Genomic DNA, 14897 nt, shown 5'->3' with positions numbered 1-14897 from the left:
TCCTTTCACAGGTCGACGACCGTGCCCCATCCGGCGCTCACGGCGACCGCGTGGGCGACGTGCGCCGCCGCCACGTCCAGGGCGGCGTGGCCGGTGGACTTGAACAGGGTCAGGCCGGTCCCGTCGCGGCGGCCGGGGTGGTCGCCGGAGAGGACGGAACCGAGGAGGGTGACGGTCCGTTCCCCGGGCAGGTCCTGCAACTCGTGTGCGCCGGCGGGTGGTTCGGCGGCCCGGGCGCCGGGCCACTCCGCGAAGAGGGCGGCGTCCCGGACGGTGCCGGTGTCCACCTCGGGGCCGTGGGAGCCGCCCACCGAGCTGACGTGGGCGCCGGGGGCGAGCCAGCTCCGGCTGATCACCGGGCGGACGGCACCGGTGCAGCAGAACACCACGTCTGCTCCGCGTACGGCCGCCTCCGCACTCGGCGCGGACACGGCGGCCGGGTGCAGGGCGGCGGCCTCGCCGACGCGTCGTGCGTCGCGTCCCGCCACGGCGACCGGTGTCGTCGGATCCAGGAGTGCGAGCAGCGTGAGCTGGGCCCGCGCCTGGGCCCCGGAGCCGAGGACGGCGACGCGGCCGGGGCGGGGCACGGCCAGGGCGCGGGCACTGTGCGTGGCCGCCGCCGCGGTACGGACCGCCGTGAGGGACTCGGCGTCGAGGAGAGCCAGCGGGCGCCCGTCCTCGGGGTCGAAGAGGGCGACGATGCCGCGGTGGGTGCCGCGCCCGGCGTGGACCGGGTCCGCGAACACCGAGACCAGTTTGGCCGCGAGTCCGAGTCCGGGGACGTAACCGGGCATGACGCCGAGCAGCCCGCCCGGGGCGCGGGCGGCGACGCGCGGCGGCGCGGAGGTCTCGCCGCGGCTGACGGCGATCAGCGCGTGCGCCACGGCGTCCATGACCCGGTGCGGGTCGAGCGCCGCGCGGGTCTTGGCGCGGTCGAGAACGAGGACGTCACTCACGCCGGCCGGTCCGTCCGCCGGGCGGCGGGTGCGCCGGGGGAGGTGAGCAGCCGGTGCAGTGTGTCGGTGGCCTCGCGCAGCTGCCCGCGCAGTTCGGGAAGCCGGGCGGGGGTGAACTCGGCGTCCAGGCCGACGAGCGTCACGGCGCAGACGGGCGTGCCCGCTGCCGGCACGACGGCACGGCCGATCGAGGCGACGGGCTGATCGCTGCGGCCGTTCTCGACGGCGAATCCCGTCCGCTCGGCGCGCTCGATGCCGGCCAGCAGCCCGTCGGGACCCTCCAGCGGATGACCGGCCGCCTCGGCGGGCCGGAGATAAGGGGCGCGGGCGGCGGGGGCGAGCGCCGCGACGAGGGCGAGGGGCCCCGCGAACCGGTGCACCGGCAGTCCCTCACCCACCAGGTCCGTGATCATCGCCAGCCGTTCGGGCCGTACGGCGTCGATCACCCGGGACCGGTCGTCCTCCAGGACCTGGAGGTTGACCATCATGCCGGTGCGCGCGGACAGCTCCGTGAGGACCGGCCGCGCGACGGCCGCCAGCGACCTGCCGGCCGCGGCCGACGAGAGCCGGAGCACCGCCGTGCCCGGCAGATAGCGGTCACCGGCGCGCAGCACCCACCCGCGGCGTACGAGATCGAGGAGGACGCGGTACGCGGTGGCCCGGTGCAGCCCGACCTCCTCGGCCAGGTCGGTGAGGCGCGGCGGATGCGGTGACCGGGCCACGGCCTCGACCAGGTCCAGGGCCTTGTCCACCGCGGTGCGGGGCGCTTCGGTCACGTCCGACCACTCCTTGTGGCGTCGGGGTGCGGCGGCGTACGGTGACGCGTGTTTCTGCTGACGATACATGTGTTACGTACAGCGTAACAATCCTGATGGAGAGCCGAAGATGACGCACGAGGCCACGGGAGCGCCGACCCCGCACGCCCCGCCGCCGCCCGGCATGGTCGCCGTGTACCGGGGAGCCACCCTGTTCGACGGCACCGGGCGACCGGCCCGGCCGTCGACGTCGATCGTCGTCGACGGCCAGACGATCCGCGCGGTCGGTGACGACACCGAGATCGCCGGCACCGTGCCCGCCGGCGCGCGCGTCTTCGACCTCGACGGGCGCTTCGTCCTGCCGGGCCTGATCGACTCCCACCAGCACATCGCTACGCCGCCCGACCGCCCCGCGGCGGAGGCGGTGCTGGACCGTCTCGTGCACAGCGGCGTCACGGCGATCCGCGACATGGCCGACGACCTGCGCCAGGTCGGCGACCTCGCCCGGGCCACCCTCGTCGGGGAGATCCCCGGCCCCGACATCCGCTACGCCGCCCTGATGGCGGGCCCCGGCTTCTTCGACGACCCGCGCACCCACCAGGTGTCCCGGGGCGAGACCCCGGGCGCCGTCCCGTGGATGCAGGCCGTCACACCCGACACGGACCTGCGCGTCGCCGTCGCCCTCGCGCGCGGCACGCACGCCGCCGCCATCAAGGTCTACGCCGACCTCGACCACCGCACGGTCGCCCGCATCACCGCCGAGGCGCACCGCCAGGGCATCCCCGTCTGGGCCCACGCCGCCGTCTTCCCCGCCACGCCCCGGCAGGTCGTCGAGGCCGGGGTGGACAGCGTCTCGCACGTCACGCTGCTCGCCTTCGAGGGCGCCGACGGGCCGTTGACGACGTACAAGGACAAACCGCCGGTCGACCACGACAGGTTCGCGGCCGAGGACGACCCCTGCCTCGACGAGCTGTTCGTCCTGATGTGCCGCAACGGGACCGTCCTCGACGCGACCGCCGGCATGTGGGAGAGCGCCGAACTGGCGGGGGACGGGCCCGAGGGCGCCGCTCGCGCGCGGGCCAACGCGAAGCTGGCCGCCCACCTCACGGCTCAGGCGTACCGCGCCGGCGTGGACCTCGCGACCGGCACCGACCACGAGACCCCGCCGGAGGAGCCCTTCCCCGCGCTCTTCGACGAGCTGGCGTTCCTCGTGCGCCGCTGCGGCATCCCGCCCGAGGAGGTCCTGCGCTCGGCCACCCTGCTCGGGGCCCGCAGCGCCGGGGCGGAGGATCTCATGGGCAGCGTCGAAGCGGGCAAGCTCGCCAACTTCGTCGTCCTGGAGGACGATCCGCTGCACGACATCGACCGTCTGCGCAGCGTCACCCTGACCGTCAAGCGAGGCCGGCGCTTCGAGCGCGCCACATACGACGCGGCACACCCGCGCACCGCGGGGACACCCACCGCAGAGAAGCCGACCACGGACGCCCGCACCGCCGAGTCCGGCCGCGCCGCGGCCGAGGACGGCCGATGACCGCCACGAGGCCGGCGTCGGACAACCGGAGGCCGACGGTCGCGTCGCGTGCCGCCGGTCATCTCGGCCGGGGCTCGGGGCCCGCGAGGATTCTCGCCTCGATCCGCTCGTAGTCCTTCTGCCGCTGCCGCGTCTCCCGGCGGCTCGAGAACAGCGTGCCGAGCCAGCCGAACGCGAAGCCCAGCGGGATGGACACCAGGCCGGTCGTGTGGAACGGGAACCAGTTGAAGTCCGCGTCGGGGAAGGCGGCCGTGGGTGTCCCCGAGACCAGCCGGGTGCCCGGCATCAGGACGAGGACCGCGAGCGAGCCGCCGATGAGCGTGCTCAGCAGACCGGTACGGGTGTAGCGGCGCCAGAAGAGGCTGAAGATCAGCGCCGGGGCGATGGCGGAGGCGGCGAGGCAGAACGACAGCGTCGCCAGGGGCTGGAGGCTGCGGTGCTGGATGAGACCGGCGAGCACGATCGTCGGGATACCGACGGCGAGTGCGCAGACGCGGGCGACGGTCATCTCCCGTACCGGTGAACGGGTGCCGGCGCGGCCGGCGTAGACGTCGTGGGCCAGGGAGTTGGCGCAGGCCAGGATCATGCTGGCGACCGAGGCGAGCAGGGTGAGGAAGATCGCGGCGGTGACCGTGGTGAACAGGAAGGTCTCGACCCGGGAGACGTGCGGACCGAAGACCGCCCGCGAGCCGAGGAGATAGGCCGTGTTGCCGCGTGGGTCGGCCGCGGTGATCCCCGCCCTGCCGACGAGCGCGGTGGCTCCGATCGCGACGATGGTGATGATCAGCATGAACAGGGCGACCGACGACACCGCCCACGACATCGAGCGGCGTACCTGCCGTGCGCTGTCCGCGGTGAACATGCGCATGGTGACATGGGGCAGGCAGGCGCCGCCGAGCACGATGGCGAACTGCGTGCTGACCATGTCGAGGCCGGGGTGCGGGCCGCCGGAGAACTGCAGACCGGAACGGAGGAACGCGGTGCCCGCGCCGCTGCGTTCGGCGGCCCTGCGGAACAGCTCTCCCGGGTCCCACGCGAACGTGCGGAGCATCAGGACGGCGATCACGGCCCCCGAGCCGAGGAGCATGACCATCTTGAGGATCTGGATGAGGGCGGTGCCCTTCATACCGCCGATGGCCGCGTAGGTGATCATCAGCCCGCCGACCCCGATCACGCAGCCGGTCTTCATGGTGGTGCTGCTGAAGCCGAGGATGAAGGCGAGCAGCTGCCCGGTGCTGGCGAGCTGCACCAGCATCATCGGCATCAGCGAGGCGATGGTCACGACACAGGTGGTGATGCGTACGGCGCGCCCCGGCATACGCCGGGCGATGGCGTCCCCGGGGGTGAAACGGCCGGTGTTCCGCAGGGGTTCGGCCAGCAGGAACATCAGGAGCAGCAGCGACAGGAGGGTGCTGAGGGCGAGGACGACGCCGTCGTAGCCGGTCAGCGCGATGACGCCGCCGATGGTGAGGACGGTGGCCGCCGAGATGTAGTCGCCCGCGATGGCGAGGCCGTTGCGCATCGGGGACAGCGAGCGGTACCCGGTGTAGAACTCGTCGAGGTCGTCACGGTCCGGGCCCGCGATGACGCACAGCAGGAGCGTCACGGTGACGACGGTGCAGAAGGCGACCAGGGACCACGTCTGCGCGGTGCCGCCGACATCCGTCATCGCCCCGGCTCCCGCTCGGCGAGCAGGGTCGTGCGTTGCCGCATCCGGCGCGCGAGCGGGTCGACGTACCGGCCGGCCGTGAACTCGAAGAGCACGATCGCCAGCCAGGTGACGGGGAGCTGGATCAGCCCGAGCACCATGCCGGTGGACAGGCCGCCGCGGACGGGCCGCGTCATGAACGACGGTGCCTGGGCGGAGAGGATCAGGAAGACCGTGAAGTAGCCGAGGGCCGTGAAGGTGGCGACCCGGCGCTGCCGGCGGTAGGCGCGGCGCAGGACGCGCAGATCTCGGTGGTGCCCGGGCGCGGGTCCGGAGGGAAGCGCCGTGCGCTCGGGTAAGGGCTCCGCGGAGGTGGCCCAGGCGGGCCGGGTGGCGGGGTGTTCGGCGTGCTGCGGCGGGGGAGCGTACGCATCCGTGGGGTCGTCGGACATCCCGGTTCTCCTAGCGCGGCAGGGGTCCGGCAGATGCGCGGACCGCAGGGAGGTGGGGAGGGGGTGGGGAGATGTGTTCGATTTCTCGCACGCTATTCGGCGAGATCTGCGAAGTGGGGTCTTTCGAGCGATCTGGCTCGTTTGCGCGTGTCCGGGGCGTCGACCTGGGGTGGTGGGTCCTTCAACCGGTGAGGGAGGTGCCTTGAGGGACGGGTGCGGCCTCGGGGGAGTCCTTCGGCGGTCCGGGGGCAAGGGCTTTCGGCCCCGGGGGTGTGCGCGATGCGGGAGGGCCGGGTCTTCTGTGCGCTCGGTGCGCCGCAGGGCCCCGCGCCCGGCGTCTTCCCGTCTCCCGCACAGGGCTCATGATTACCCTTCCGCGGCCCTCGTGAATCCGTCGTCGCCCCTACGGCACTGCGTGTGGCGGGAGTTGGCCTGCGGGGTCCGGGTGCCGTGTCCTTCGGCCGGCGTCAGGGACGGGGCCAGGGCCGCTTGCCGAGCCGCTCGATGCCGGTGTTGAACCGCCGCAGGTAGAAGGCGAACTGGGCGATGTCGTCGTCGGACCAGTCGGCCATGATCCGGTCCAGCGAACCGACCGTCCGCTCGCGCTCCTCGTCGAGGGCGGCTACAGCATCACCTCGGAGGACGGCTTCCGTACCGCCCTGATCATCGGTGCCGGCGTCGCCCTGGTCGCGGCCGTCGTCGCGGCCCTCATCCCGGCCGCCCGTGCCGCCGGGGCCGACGGCGCCACGACCGGCCGGCTCGACGCGCCCCGGCAGCCGGCGGTCGAAGCCTGACGCCCTCCGGAACCCTTCGAGGACGCGGCGGCCCCGGGACTCCCACGTGAGTCCCGGGGCCGCCGGGTGTCACGCGCCACGAGGCCGGCCGGGACCCGGCGCCGGGACCGGTCGAGGGGAGCCGCGACGCCTCGCGCCCCGGGTCGCCGCGGCGGCCGGGCGGCGGCCGGAGCTCACCGGCGTACCACCACGGGCGCGACACGGCCGCGCACCGGGACGGGCGTGCCTCTCCCGCCGGCGCTCGGCCGGCGGACCGGCGAGTCCTCTCGGCCCCGCTCAGCCGTTCAGCGCCTGTTCGAGCGTGGGACGGCAGGGGATCACGGCGTCGATGCCGACCAGCTTCAGGACACGCAGGACGGGTTCCTGGGCGGCGGCTATGCGCAGCCACCCCTGCGCGCCGCTCGCCGCCTGGTAGGCGCCGATGAAGGCGTTGATGCCGCTGGAGTCCATGAACGTCACACCGCTGAGGTCCACCACGATGCGCGGCGGTTCGCGGTCCGCGATCAGCAGGGATTCGCCGAGCATGCCGCTGACGGCGTGATCGATCTCGCCCCGCACCGTGACGACGTGGACGCCGCCGGTGTCTGTGTGCTCGATGGAGAGCCGGTCCGGCCGGCCCGCCTTCTGGATGTCGGTCACCGTCTCCTCGACTGATTAGGCTTACCCCGGGTCGGAGCGTGCAGGACGATTCTGCCCCACCGCCGTGGCCGGATGCATGCAGGCGGTTGTGCCGAAGAACACCCCCTGTGGCATGGGGACGCGCATGCCGGGTAGTGGCGCGCACGTGAACGGGGAATGAGGGCGAGGCCAGTGGGATCCCATGCCGACGACGACGGCTCGATAGCCTCGGACGGGTACCTGATGCGCGCGGGGTACGCCCTGGGCGGCGACCACGGCTGCATCGCAGAGGCCCGCCACCACGCGGTCGACTTCCTCGGCCGGGCCCGCACCGAGCACCGTCTGCCCGTGTCGGCGCGGGCGATGGACCTGACCCAGCTGGTGGTGAGCGAGCTGGTCACCAACGCCCGCAAGTACGCCCCCGGCCCCGTCCTGATGGAACTGCGCGTCACCGCAGACAGCGTCGACGTCACGGTGTGGGACAGCGACCCCACGGTCCCCACGGCCCGGACCGCCGACCCCGGCAGGATCGGCCAGCACGGACTGGAGATCGTCAAGGCGGTCACCGAGGAGCTCACCATCCAGCAGGAACCCGTGGGCAAGCGCATAACGGCCCGCATCGCCCTGCTCGGCGACGACGCCGACGGCTGAGCACGCGAGCCGCGGCCGACGGCCGACACCTCAGGCCGCGGAGCTGCTGCCCGCGTCGCGGTGCGCACCGGTGGACGTGGTGAGCTGGGCATGGAGTCCCGCGAGTCCCTTGGCGAGCGCGCGCCGTTCGGTGAGGGGCATCGCGTCGATGGCGTGGTGAAGCATCGTCTCGCGCTGCTCACGGATGCGTTGCAGATGGGTTCTCCCCGCGGTGGTCAGCCGCAGGACGACCTCCCGGCCGCTGTCGGGACACGGCAGGCGTTCCAGGAAACCGATGGCCTGCAGGCGATCGCAGAGACGGCTCACGGAAGGGGGCGCGGCGCCGAGCTGTTCGCACACCGTCCGCATCCGGAGCCCCTCCGCACGGTCGGCGCGGTCGACGAGATACATCAGACGCAGTTGCGAGAGCGAGGCGGGCGAGGTCGCCGTGGCGGTGGCCTGTCGGGCCCTCTCCCACATCACGTCGAGGAGTTCGGTGATACCGCCGGCGGTCCGGGCGGCCTCGTGGGAGAAGTCGTGCGAGGCCGGGTCTGGTGGTGGCATGGGCTCCCCCGTCGGTGTGGCGGCTTCCGCCCCGTGGCCGGTCGGCAGGTGGCGTGGCATCGGGCGGCGCGGTGTCACGTGGTGCCGTCCGGTCCGGTCGGCCGGGCGGTCATGGCTTCGCCGCTCGTGCGGGAAGGTTCGTCCGTACCGGGGGAGGAGGTCGCGTCCCCGGTGGAGGACGCCGTCAGATACTCCAGGCTGCCCGTGATGGTCAGGAGCCGGTCCAGGGCTGCCGGACGGTCGTCCAGGTGGAGACGGACATCCGCCTGACCGGTCCGGCGGCGGACCATCAGCAGCACGGACAGTCCCAGGGAGTCGACCGTGCCGAGCCCGGCACAGTGCAGCCGCAGGTCGGCCGGCCGCGGATGCCTCGACAGCACCGTGGTGACAGCGGTCAGGAGGCTGTCGGCGGTCTCGTGGTCGAGGTCGCCCTGAAGCTCGATGCGGACCGTGTCCTCGGTGTCGACCGTGGTCAGGCGCAGGTGGGCGGGGGGCGTCGTCGTCATGAGGGGCTCTCGGCGGTGCTGAGGTCGGCGGGGACCGGTGCGGGGGTGTCCTGCCCGAGGGACGGCACGAGCGCGGCCGCCCCGTGTTCGAGGACACGGACGGCCCGCGGGAAGTCCTTGAGCTCACGGGTCAGGAGGGACAGGGCCGGGGTCAGGCTGTGCGCGGGCACACCGCGCGCGGTGAGGATCCCGGCGGTCCAGGTCAGGAACCCGGCGAACAGGTCCTCGTCGCCCAGGTACAGGGCGGTGGCGAGGAACTCCACGATGTGGGCGAGGTCCTCGGCCGTGCGCTCACGCTGAGGTTCGCTGTACGTGCGCAGGGCGGGGAACGCGTCCTCCAGGGCGGCGAAGACGGTACGGACGAGCGAGGTGCTGTTGCGGGTGACCAGGGTGTACTCCTGATCGACCAGGTGGGGCAGGTCGTCCAGCTGCTGGTGGTCGGGCCGCGGCCGGGGCAGCGGGCCCAGGGCGAGACGGTCGGCCGCGGAGCGGGCGTCGGGCGCCCAGGCGTCGGCGTCGAGCAGGAAGGCGTAGCGGCCGTCGGAGCCGAAGGCGGCGCCGCCGACGAGGACGGGGACGCCGACGGCCTGGCAGGCGGTGATCGCGGCGTGGGCGGCCGGCAGCCGGGTCGCGATCGAGCTGGAGAGGGCGACCGCGTCGGAGTCGGTGCGGTGCAGATGGGCGATGAGGTGCGGGGCGGGCACCTGCGCGCCGAGGTAGTCGACGTGCCAGCCGCGCAGGGTGAGCACCTCGGCGAGCAGGCGGGCCGGCAGCGCGTGCCATTCGCCGTCGACGCAGGCCACCGTGATCCTGCCGCGGGTGGGGACGGTGCGGGCGGCGGGATGCCGGGCCAGTGCGGCGACGGCCCGTTCGTTGATGGCGGTCGCGGCGTGTTCCTGCGCCACGCTGAGGCGGTTCGCGGCCCACTCCTCGCCCACCCTGCCCTGGACCGGGGCGATCACGTCCAGCAGCACGGTCTCCGGGGCGACGCCGCTGTCCAGCGCCGCGAGGACCGTCTCCGTGGCCGCGTACTCGTCGGCCGCGAAGACGGCGCTCCACAGCTCGCCGGCCAGTCGCCGGACCGTCCCGCCGGCGGGGAGAGGGCGGGGAGTGCCGACGCTCATGCCGTGAACCTGCCCCGGGTGTGGCCGTCGACCGCGCTGAGGTGGTGGGTGCGGGGCGCGGAGATCACGACGACGGCCATGTCGTCGTGGCGTCCCGTTCCGATCCACTGGGAGGCGAGCATCTGGACACGTTCCACGATGCTCTCGGACGGCATGCCCGCGCATTCCGCGAGGACGCGCCTGAGCCGTGCCTCGCCGAACTGGACGCCGCCCATCGGCCCGCCCTCGGCCTCCGTGATCCCGTCGGTGTAGAGCACACAGGACTCCCCGGGCGCGAGGGTGAGGACGGTCGTGCGGGCCGGGGCCTTCGGCATGGCTCCCACCAGGGTGCCGCGCGTCTCGGCCTCCTCCACCACGCCGCTCGCGCGGACGATCAGCGGCGGCGGATGACCGGCGCTGGTCAGCCGCAGGCTCACCCCGCTGCCCTCGCGCACGGCGGAGGCCAGGACCAGGGTGACGAACCGGGTGTGATGGGAATTGAGCAGGGCCGTGTTGAGCAGGCTGATCATCCGCTGGTGGTCGTCGGCCAGCGGCAGCAGGGCGTGCAGGGTGTTGCGGATCTTCCCGGTCAGCACGGCGGCTTCCAGGCCCTTGCCGCACACGTCGCCGAGGGTGACCAGGGACGCCTCGCCCTCGACGGCGGCGGGGTGCACGTCGTAGAAGTCGCCGCCGATGCGCTCGTGGTCGGCGGACGGGCGGTAGCCGCCGGCGTAGTCGACCCCCGAGATCTGGTGCAGCGACGGGGGCAGCAGTTCCCGCATCAGCACGTCGGTGATCGAGGTCTGCTCCGCGTACAGCCGGGCGGCCGACATCGCCGCCCCGGCGCGCGCCGCGAACAGACGGGCGAAGACCTCCTCGCTGTCGGTGAACGCGGCGCCGCCCGAACGCCGCAGCAAAACGAGGGCGCCGGCGGGGACGCCGTGACCGGGGAGGGGAGTGATCACTATCGATCCGACCGGGCCGAAGCCCTCGGGCACCATCCAGTCCGGCGCGGCGGACGGGTCGATCCACCGGGAGGGCACCGGCGGGAATCCGCGCAGGGCCTCACCGAGACCGGGCACCTCGTTCGGGTCCACCGACTCGTGGGACAGGGTGGGGCTGCCGCCCCGCAGGCAGGTCACCACCGGCAGCCGCCGCCCATGGGTGGGTGCGATGACCAGCGCCGCGTCGGCGAGATGCTCCGCGGCCAGTTGCGCGGTCACATCCATACAGCGCCCCAGGTTGAGGGAGGAGAGCAGTGTGCTGGACGCCTCGGACAGAAAGGCCGTCCGATTGCGCTCCAGGTGGAGGGCCTCGCGTGCCAGCGCGTGATCGGTGTCGTCGACCAGCCACCACGCCACCGTGCCGTCGGGCCGCACGCCGGCGTGCGCCTCGAAGCTGCGCTCACCGATCGGGCCCGTCAGCGGCGCGTCCGTGTCCCGGCCGGTCCGCGGGCCCGCGGCCAGCGCCGCGTCGTGCGCCGTGGACAGCCAGGCCGGGACCACGTCCCCGAGACGTGTACCGGGCCGGGCCGCGGGCAGGAGAGTACCGGCGGCGTTGTTGCGCAGCACCACCGAACCCTGCGCGTCAGCGACCAGGACGGGATAGGGGGCGTCGCTCCAGAGAGAGCCGTACTCCGTGCCGGCGCCGGTTTGCGCTTGGGTGGAGACCAAGAATTGAGGACCCGCTGCGCGAATCCCTCACCTCATCCATTCGAAGAAACATTGCCGTGAGGCAACAATCTCCCACGGCGGGCACTTCTGGCAACCACGCCTCCCGGCCGGTGCGGGTCTCCGGCCCCTGACAGCAGGAGCCGGAGACCCCTGACTCAGCGGTTCAGCCGGGCGGCCGACGCCCCGACGGGTGCGCCGGTGATGGTGAACTGCGATCCCGGCTCGATCAGTACGCTCCCTTCGGCCGAGTTCGTGATCGTCACGTTCGTGAGGGTGGCGCTGCCCCGGGCCCCGCTCATGGCGAGGATGCCGGAGCCGTTCCTGGACCCGTCGATCCGGACGTCGGTGATCCTCACGCCCGGCATCGCGCCGCCACCCGTCTTGAACTGGATGCCGTCGTACGTCGAGTCGAGGATCTCGGTGTCACGGATGGTCACGCCCGGGATGTCCTGGCCCTGTGCGAAGAGCGTGATGGCACCGAACTCCTGGTCCTCGTTCCAGAACGCGCCGCCCGTGCGGTGCAGGGCGTTGCCCGCGATGAGGGTCTGCCCGGAGAACGGCAGCGGGTCGTGGTCGGTCGCCAGCATGATGCCGGGGTAGTTCATCGTGTCGGCGACGACGTTGTTCTCGATGGTGTTGCCGTAGCCGCCGTACACGGCGATGCCGTTGGCCCGCCACGGCAGCTGGATCGTGTTGTTGCGGAAGTGGTTGTCGTGGCCGACGTCCACCGAGGTGTCCTTCACGTACTTGCTGGCCCACACCGCGAGGGCGTCGTCACCGGTGTTGCGGAAGGACGAGTTGTAGACGGTGGAGTTGCGGGTGCCGTTGGCGAAGTTGACGCCGTCCGCGTAGGTGTTGCGGACGCGTACACCGGAGAACTCCAGCCCGTCGCCGGGCCCCCACAGTTCGGGGATGTTGGAGTAGTCGCGGCCGGCCCACACACCGACGTTGGCGTGCTCGATCCACACGTTGGTGATCTTCGTGCCCTTGCCGAAGCGGCCGTTCAGGCCGACGCCTCCCTCGTGGTTGCCGTCACCGCCGCGGATGGTGCCCGAGCCGAAGATGGCGATGTCGGAGATCTGGGTGTTGTGGTCGATGTCGAAGCCGAAGTTGCCCTCGTGCGGGTGGTTGATGCCGCCGGCCTGGTGGGGCGGGGTGAGCGTGTAGAGCTGGGAGTGCCACATGCCGGCGCCCCGGATGGTGACGTCCCGGATGCCGACCTGGTTGAACTGTCCCCGGTTCAGCGGGTCGTCGGTGAGGATCTTCTGCTCCTGGCGCCACTGCCCGGACGGGATCCACACGCAGGAGATCTGGCCGTTCTGGTCGGCGGTCACCGCCCGCTGGAGGGCGTCGGTGTCGTCGAGCCCGTCGTTCGGGACGGCCCCGTACTCGGTGATGGACGTGCAGTTCGCCGGCTTGGCGGCGGCGGGCGCGACCTGCTCCAGGTCGATCAGGTCGATGACGTAGAACGCGGCCGTGTCACCCGCGTCCCGCTGCAGCCGGAACCTGGTGCCCGCCGGGTAGGTCTGCGTCAGCAGGGCGTGCGACTCGTCGAAGAGGCGCCGGGCGTCGCTGCCGGGGGTGTTGGTGAGCCCCTCGGGGTCGTCGGTGGTCCCGTACAGCCAGCTGTGCTTCGACGACAGGTTCAGCTTCTGCACGAAGGTGTCACCGGCGTACAGGCTGATCGTGGCCGACGCTCCGCCGCCGCCGGCGGCGTCCGGGATCGAGTTGCGCACCACGATGGAGTTGGAGGGCGTGGTCGAGGTGAACTCCACGAACTGACCCGTGGAGTTCAGCCGCACGGACTTGCGGCCCGAGGACTCGGTGGCGAAGTTGGTGTGCCCGAAGGTCCGCTTGGCGTCGGCGGTGAGCAGGGTGCCCTGGTAGCGGCCGTCCTCCGCCTCCAGTTCGGTGTACGGGACGGCGGCGCCGCGGCCCACGACGAGGGACTTGGCGAGCACGTTGTTGTTCTCGTTGGTCTCGTCGACCACTCCGGTGGCGTCGGCGCTCGCGGTCAGGGTGACACCGCCGCTGGTCGCGGTCCACGTCCCGCTGATCGCCACGTTCACCGTGGCGCCCGGCGCCACCTGGCCGGTCGTGCCGTTCAGCGTGGTGGAGCCGGCCTGCAGTCTGGTCACGGAGCCGGCCGCGGCCGCGGTGGTGCCGCGGTTGTGCACGGCGACGGTGAAGGACACGGACGAGCCGACGGCCGGGTTGGCCGGGCTGGTGGTGATACCGCGGATCTCCAGGTCGGGGCCGGGAGCCTGGCCGACGACCAGTCGGTTCGCGGCGGTGCGGCTGTTGTTGGTGTCGTCGAGTTCGGCGACCGTGCCGCGCGGGTCCACCACGGCGGAGACGGTGTAGGTGCCGGCCGGCCGGGTGCCGGCGGCGACCGCCACGGTGGCGGACGCGCCCGGGTCGAGCGCGGGTACGTTCCCGCTGCCGGCGGTCGTGCCCTCAAGCCCGGCCTCGACGGTCGTGGCGGCCGAGCGTGCCGTGCCCGCGTTGCGGACGGTGGCGTTCACGGTCACCGCGTCCCGCTCCGAGGGGGCGGCGGGCGTCCAGTCCAGCCCGGTGACGGTCAGGTCGGGCGCGGGTGCGGCGGTCCCGACGACCTGGAACTCGGCGACCTGGCCGCCGGGTGCCCCGGTGTTGGAGAAGAACCTCAGCCGTACGTCGGACACGCGGCCGGTGACCGGGATGGTCACCGAGTTGTTGTCCTTGGCGGGGCTGAAGGCGTAGTCGGCGCGGTCACGCAGCGAGGTGAAGCCGCTCGCCGAGTTCGCCCGGCCGAGCACCTGGACGGCCTGGGTGCGGGCTCCCCACACCTGGTCCGGGTTGAGTTTGACCACCACGGCGGAGATGTCCGCGTCGGCGCCGAGCTTGACGGTGAGGTCGGCAGGGTGGCCGGCCGCCTCCCAGTAGGTGGAGGTGGAGTCGTCGGTGGCGTTGGCGGCGACGAAATTGTGCACCGAAGAGGTGGCCTCGACCGGCTTGTTGCGGGCCAGGTTGGTGCCGGTGGGCGGCGTGGTGCCGTCGTCGTCGCCGATCACCTCCAGCTCGGAGAGCTGGGCGGCGTTCCAGCCGGTGTTCCCGGTGATGTGCACCCGGACGTAGCGCGCCTCGGCGGGGGAGGCGAGGTCGACCGGGACGGTGTTGGCCCTTGCGGGGTCGAAGGCCCGGCCGGTGGCGGCGGCGACCGTGCGGAAGCTGTTGCCGTCGGTGCTGCCCTGGACGGAGAGCGTCTGGCTGCGGCTCTCCCAGGCGGCGGGCAGCTTGAGCACCACCCGGTCGACGGTGCGGGTCGCGCCGAGGTCGACCTGGACCCACTGCGGGAAGGAACCGGCGGGCCCCTCCCAGTAGGACGCCTGAGCGCCGTCGGTGACGTTCCCGGCGGTGTACGCGCCGTTCGCGCCGCCTGCCGTGGCCGGACGTCCGAGCGCGAGGTTGACGTCGGCCGCCGCTTTCGCCCGCCCGGTGTCGGCCGGGGCGGTCGCGGCCCGGGCGCTCGACGTGAGGGCGAGCGGTACCAACCCGGTCGTCATGAGCGCGGCTATGACGGCACCGGTCAGTGACCGGCGGCCGAGGGGTCTCCATCTCATGGGGTCCTCTGTTCCGTGGGGGAGCGGGAGTGCGTGGGACGGGAGCACGGCGGGCGGCCGGGCAC

The 14897-nt window shown here is 72.8% G+C and carries 12 protein-coding genes; 2 read left to right on the top strand and 10 right to left on the bottom strand.

Going from position 1 to position 14897, the window contains the following annotated elements:
* Positions 1-5 precede the first annotated feature (5 nt).
* Positions 6-956 (bottom strand): ornithine cyclodeaminase family protein, encoded by a 951-nt coding sequence (locus ACFYXC_RS21350; protein ID WP_389553642.1) that lies wholly within the window; start codon positions 954-956, stop codon positions 6-8.
* Positions 953-1732 (bottom strand): IclR family transcriptional regulator, encoded by a 780-nt coding sequence (locus ACFYXC_RS21345; protein WP_389553641.1) that lies wholly within the window; start codon positions 1730-1732, stop codon positions 953-955. Before ACFYXC_RS21345 ends, ACFYXC_RS21350 begins: the two co-directional genes overlap by 4 nt.
* A 109-nt stretch (positions 1733-1841) precedes the next feature.
* Here ACFYXC_RS21345 and ACFYXC_RS21340 point away from each other — a divergent pair, with 109 nt between their 5' ends.
* A complete protein-coding gene (locus tag ACFYXC_RS21340; protein WP_389553640.1) occupies positions 1842-3242 on the top strand; it encodes an amidohydrolase family protein in 1401 nt (466 codons plus the stop codon).
* A 58-nt stretch (positions 3243-3300) separates the two neighbouring features.
* Here ACFYXC_RS21340 and ACFYXC_RS21335 read toward each other — a convergent pair whose 3' ends face one another.
* The 3 genes from ACFYXC_RS21335 to ACFYXC_RS21325 form a co-directional block, all read right to left on the bottom strand.
* The gene (locus tag ACFYXC_RS21335; RefSeq protein WP_389553639.1) at positions 3301-4911 is read right to left on the bottom strand and encodes a cation acetate symporter; all 1611 of its coding nucleotides are present in this window, start codon (positions 4909-4911) and stop codon (positions 3301-3303) included.
* Complete coding sequence (locus tag ACFYXC_RS21330; protein WP_389553638.1) at positions 4908-5342, bottom strand: DUF485 domain-containing protein; 435 nt, start codon at positions 5340-5342, stop codon at positions 4908-4910. Before ACFYXC_RS21330 ends, ACFYXC_RS21335 begins: the two co-directional genes overlap by 4 nt.
* Positions 5343-6412: 1070 nt before the next feature.
* Complete coding sequence (locus ACFYXC_RS21325; RefSeq protein WP_388906247.1) at positions 6413-6775, bottom strand: STAS domain-containing protein; 363 nt, start codon at positions 6773-6775, stop codon at positions 6413-6415.
* A 222-nt stretch (positions 6776-6997) separates the two neighbouring features.
* Here ACFYXC_RS21325 and ACFYXC_RS21320 point away from each other — a divergent pair, with 222 nt between their 5' ends.
* Positions 6998-7405 (top strand): ATP-binding protein, encoded by a 408-nt coding sequence (locus tag ACFYXC_RS21320; protein ID WP_389553743.1) that lies wholly within the window; start codon positions 6998-7000, stop codon positions 7403-7405.
* Between the two features lie 30 nt (positions 7406-7435).
* Here ACFYXC_RS21320 and ACFYXC_RS21315 read toward each other — a convergent pair whose 3' ends face one another.
* The 5 genes from ACFYXC_RS21315 to ACFYXC_RS21295 form a co-directional block, all read right to left on the bottom strand.
* Complete coding sequence (locus ACFYXC_RS21315; protein WP_389553637.1) at positions 7436-7948, bottom strand: MarR family winged helix-turn-helix transcriptional regulator; 513 nt, start codon at positions 7946-7948, stop codon at positions 7436-7438.
* A gap of 74 nt (positions 7949-8022) precedes the next feature.
* Complete coding sequence (locus ACFYXC_RS21310) at positions 8023-8454, bottom strand: STAS domain-containing protein (RefSeq protein WP_388906251.1); 432 nt, start codon at positions 8452-8454, stop codon at positions 8023-8025.
* Positions 8451-9578: a B12-binding domain-containing protein gene (locus ACFYXC_RS21305; RefSeq protein ID WP_389553636.1), complete on the bottom strand. Its 1128-nt coding sequence runs from the start codon at positions 9576-9578 to the stop codon at positions 8451-8453. The genes ACFYXC_RS21310 and ACFYXC_RS21305 overlap by 4 nt, the downstream gene beginning before the upstream one ends.
* Positions 9575-11230 (bottom strand): PP2C family protein-serine/threonine phosphatase, encoded by a 1656-nt coding sequence (locus ACFYXC_RS21300; protein WP_389553635.1) that lies wholly within the window; start codon positions 11228-11230, stop codon positions 9575-9577. Before ACFYXC_RS21300 ends, ACFYXC_RS21305 begins: the two co-directional genes overlap by 4 nt.
* 155 nt (positions 11231-11385) lie before the next feature.
* Positions 11386-14832 (bottom strand): CARDB domain-containing protein, encoded by a 3447-nt coding sequence (locus ACFYXC_RS21295; RefSeq protein ID WP_389553634.1) that lies wholly within the window; start codon positions 14830-14832, stop codon positions 11386-11388.
* Positions 14833-14897: the final 65 nt, after the last annotated feature.

This window comes from Streptomyces sp. NPDC002701 (genome assembly GCF_042889045.1).
Lineage (GTDB): Bacteria > Actinomycetota > Actinomycetes > Streptomycetales > Streptomycetaceae > Streptomyces.
Note: the sequence above shows the minus strand (reverse complement) of the source record. Positions and strands in the feature narration are given on the sequence as shown.

Bases quoted from the DNA above. Each gene is read 5' to 3' on its own strand.
- ACFYXC_RS21340 (WP_389553640.1), top strand. From the start codon at position 1,842: ATGACGCACGAGGCCACGGGAGCGCCGACCCCGCACGCCCCGCCGCCG.
- ACFYXC_RS21335 (WP_389553639.1), bottom strand. From the start codon at position 4,911: ATGACGGATGTCGGCGGCACCGCGCAGACGTGGTCCCTGGTCGCCTTC.
- ACFYXC_RS21330 (WP_389553638.1), bottom strand. From the start codon at position 5,342: ATGTCCGACGACCCCACGGATGCGTACGCTCCCCCGCCGCAGCACGCC.
- ACFYXC_RS21320 (WP_389553743.1), top strand. From the start codon at position 6,998: ATGCGCGCGGGGTACGCCCTGGGCGGCGACCACGGCTGCATCGCAGAG.
- ACFYXC_RS21315 (WP_389553637.1), bottom strand. From the start codon at position 7,948: ATGCCACCACCAGACCCGGCCTCGCACGACTTCTCCCACGAGGCCGCC.
- ACFYXC_RS21310 (WP_388906251.1), bottom strand. From the start codon at position 8,454: ATGACGACGACGCCCCCCGCCCACCTGCGCCTGACCACGGTCGACACC.
- ACFYXC_RS21305 (WP_389553636.1), bottom strand. From the start codon at position 9,578: ATGAGCGTCGGCACTCCCCGCCCTCTCCCCGCCGGCGGGACGGTCCGG.
- ACFYXC_RS21295 (WP_389553634.1), bottom strand. From the start codon at position 14,832: ATGAGATGGAGACCCCTCGGCCGCCGGTCACTGACCGGTGCCGTCATA.